Source organism: Paenibacillus sp. 01T422, from assembly GCF_056398785.1.
This window is the reverse complement of the sequence record NZ_JBFTQB010000704.1, coordinates 1-3,477: the sequence shown is the minus strand read 5'-3', so window position 1 is coordinate 3,477 and position 3,477 is coordinate 1. Positions and strand designations below refer to the sequence as shown.

Here is a 3,477-nt window from a genome sequence, read left to right as displayed (position 1 = left end):
TTCCACTTGTTACCTTCTTGATTGACGATCGCTTGTGGGAAGTCTTTCATCAGCACATCTTGCAGATTTTCAACTTTTTCTTGAACATCTGTCAATTTGGATAAATCATTCGTAGCTTTTGCCACAGCTTCAGGTGTCTTTTTCGTATCGATGATAATTTCCATTAAATCGGAGGAAGTTTTGGCGAAATATTCACTTTGTTTCATTTGCTCATTTGTGAAGAAGTCGCTTGCTGATGTTGTTTTGGCTTGCTCCTCCATTTGCTTCAACACTTGATCGTCCGTTTTCACATCAGCTTTTGTATCGGTTTTAACGTCTGTTTTTGCATCGCTTTTGACATCTGCTTTGACATCTGTTTTAACATCCGTTTTCGCGTCAGTTTTAACGTCTGTTTTTGTTGRATTTTGCGGTGTTACAGCTTTCGTGTCGACTTTTGTATCTGTGCCAGTTGTTGCTTTTACGTCTGTTTTTGCTGCATTTGCCGTGTCAACCTGCGCCATATCAATCTTCACTTCTTGGCTCTGCTTCGACGTTTCCGTAGATGCGAGATCGAGTTTATTCACATCCTCGGTGAACAAGTAATACGCGGAAAGCACCACCATCAAGCTGAGCATAGATACGAGCCAAATTGTTTGTCTTTTTGCGTTCATTTTATATTCCTCCTCAATTTTGATTACCTATTGGATTTATTGATTCATTCCCCAGTTTTCCGGGGTAAAATGGAGATACGATTCACTGGGACATCTAGTCCCCGCTCGACGGCTTCCGAAATCATCTTCTTCACCGTCAGATTCTCGGCACCCTTCGCAACAACGATAACCCCTCTGATCTTAGGTTTGATATATTTGAGCACAAGCGGCTTCTGGTCGCCTGACACTTGATAGATAACCACTTCACCGCTTCGCGTGACCTGGGATATATTCCGAGTCGCCCCGCCATTGTCGCGTTCTGTCGTCATTTGCTGGTTATCATTGTAATTTTTGTCGACGGTCATTTCCTCCGTTGACTCAATTGTGACCAGTACTTCAACATCGCCAACACCAACGATTTTCTGTAAAATTTCTTTGAGCTGCGACTGGTACGCCAGTTCATATTCGTGAAAGGCCGAGTTTTCCTTGGATGTATTATTGAGAAATGTTTCTTTACTGGGAGGCGGAGAGGCTCTGCCCGCAGTGATGGGATCAACCTCTTTTACAGTCATAAATGCATTCATAATCATCAGCGCCGCTCCCATGAGTCCGATCATGATGACCCATAAGAGTGTGTTCTTACGTTTCGGTCCTCCCGGACCTCCGCCGAATTTGTTCTCCATCCATTGCAGCAATGTTCCCATCGATTCACCTCGCAATCCTTCCATTCCCTTGTTCAACTTGGATATCAATGCGTGCAGGTTCAACCAGCCAATTGCGCGTAATGCCTTGTTTCAGTCGTTCAACCTCCTGCTCGTAAGGTATTGCAGCTTGGGCCGATGCCGTTGTTTCTTTCTCATTCGCTTTAATCCTTATTGGATCAATGGGCTTAACCGGTTCCATGACAGCAATACTTTTGGACCCAGCAGCAGGACTTGGCTTGCTTCTGACTTCTATATCATCAAGGGTGACCCTGACTTTCGTGATAGCAGGTTTCCCGTTATTGTCAATTTGCGCGACTACCTGAACGTCTTGGACGGTTAGGTCTGTCTGTTTCTGTATATCCTCTTTCATCAGTCCGGCGAGCTGCGTCTGGATCATCTGCTGCGATTGCTCTTGACCCGCTGCTTGGAGCTTCTGAGCATCCTTCGTGATCACATCAAGTGATTTCATCCAGGGACTCCCTCCGCTTCCGCTTGCTAACATCGTCTTATCGTTTTGCTGCTTTTCCGCTTGAGTTAGCAATTGATCCACATCCCAATCTTTCTGAAACAGCTGCAAGACGGGCGTTAAAAGAGTTAATAAGATGAATAAGCTCATGACTGTTTTCACATAGCGCTGCATGGTGTTGCTGGGGAGTAGAAGATCAACGAAGGTAGCCAGCATGATGACCATAATGACCGTTTTCAGCCATCCGCCTAACCAGTCCATAGCGAATCTCCTTTCACCGCATCATCACCGAAACGTTACTGATCGTAATCATGATCGTTAAAGCCAGAAAGAACATTAAGCTGACAGCAGCCAGAGCTGCGAAAACGTAAATCAAGCTTTTTCCAATCGTCTGCAAGCAACCAATGATCGGGCTGTCTCCCAAGGGCTGCATAACCGCAGCGGATAAGTTGTAGATAAACGCTAAAGTCAAAATCTTGATCGCCGGGAACGCGCACAGCATGATCAGAATGACAACTCCGACAAGACCAATCGCATTTTTTACTAGCAAAGATGCACCTATGACCGTCTCCGTTGCATCGGAGAATAATCGCCCTACCACCGGAACAAAGTTCCCTGTGATGTATTTGGCTGTCCGGATGGCTACGCCATCTCGCACCGCACCGGCAGTGCCTTGTATCGAAATCACGCCAAGGAAAACAGTGACGAAGACCCCTAGCATGCTAAGACTGATTGTACGAAGCAGGTTTGCCAGCTGGGTGACTTTGTATTTCTCACTTAACGAGCTCACGATGTGCAGAACGGCCGAAAAGAACAATAACGGAAAAACAAAGACATAAATCGCTGTGCCGACTGAGTGAATCATGAAAACGATGAGCGGATGCAAGATGGCTACTGAGGTCACATTTCCCATAGAAGCTAGCAGGGTTAGCAGCAAAGGCATGATTGCAATCATGAATTCAATCATCGATGTAATTGCGGTTTTGGCATACCCGATTGCCACGCTGAAGGAATTGATTGCGATAATAATCAGGACCATATACGTAATGGAGTAGCCAAGCCTACTTACCGTATTTCTTTCAAAGGAGCTTTGCAGCGTTTCGAGAATCATACTGAAAATCGTCAGAATCACAATGGAAGCGAGCAGCTTGCCGTTAATGATAATTTCATGGAACACGTAGCGTAAAAGTCCTTTAAATATGCTTTTCATGCTGATGCCCTTGGTGCCCAAGAGCAGTTCCATGAAGGTTGGCGTCTTGCTTTCGGGAAAGTAGCCCCCGTAATCTTTCATGAGCTTATCCCAATATTGCTCGACAGGCTCCGTATTCAAATGTTGAGCTTGCTCCTTGATGATGACGTCTGTCGGCGATTCAGCGGTCGTGAAGTTCGACATTCCTAGCCACAATGCCATTGTCATGATGAATAAGATGATCCAGCGGTTGTTCAGCTTCTGGCGCGAATAAAGTAGGTTCATTTGAGTCACTCCTAAATGGATCATCTAAGCAGGGAGCAGCTTAACGACAGTCTCAATGATGACGGTAATGATCGGGATCGCCATCACCATAATGAGCACTTTCCCAGAGAGTTCGATCTTGGAGGCGATGGATTCTTGTCCAGCATCTCGCACGATTTGTGCACCAAACTCAGCAATGTAGGCAACACCGATGATTTTCAGGAT

The 3,477-nt window shown here is 45.6% G+C and carries 5 protein-coding genes; all 5 read right to left on the bottom strand.

What is annotated here, in order from left to right; genetic code table 11:
• Positions 1 to 650 (bottom strand): SpoIIIAH-like family protein (locus AC1DUA_RS29335; protein ID WP_477503111.1); only part of this gene is annotated, 650 nt, incomplete at its 3' end.
• A 44-nt stretch (positions 651 to 694) separates the two neighbouring features.
• Complete coding sequence (gene spoIIIAG / locus AC1DUA_RS29330; RefSeq protein ID WP_477503110.1) at positions 695 to 1,333, bottom strand: stage III sporulation protein AG; 639 nt, start codon at positions 1,331 to 1,333, stop codon at positions 695 to 697.
• Positions 1,334 to 1,337: 4 nt separating this feature from the next.
• Complete coding sequence (spoIIIAF, locus tag AC1DUA_RS29325) at positions 1,338 to 2,060, bottom strand: stage III sporulation protein AF (protein ID WP_477503109.1); 723 nt, start codon at positions 2,058 to 2,060, stop codon at positions 1,338 to 1,340.
• Between the two features lie 13 nt (positions 2,061 to 2,073).
• Positions 2,074 to 3,273 (bottom strand): stage III sporulation protein AE, encoded by a 1,200-nt coding sequence (spoIIIAE, locus tag AC1DUA_RS29320; RefSeq protein ID WP_477503108.1) that lies wholly within the window; start codon positions 3,271 to 3,273, stop codon positions 2,074 to 2,076.
• A gap of 24 nt (positions 3,274 to 3,297) precedes the next feature.
• A partial coding sequence (locus tag AC1DUA_RS29315; RefSeq protein ID WP_477503107.1) for a SpoIIIAC/SpoIIIAD family protein occupies positions 3,298 to 3,477 on the bottom strand: 180 nt, incomplete at its 5' end.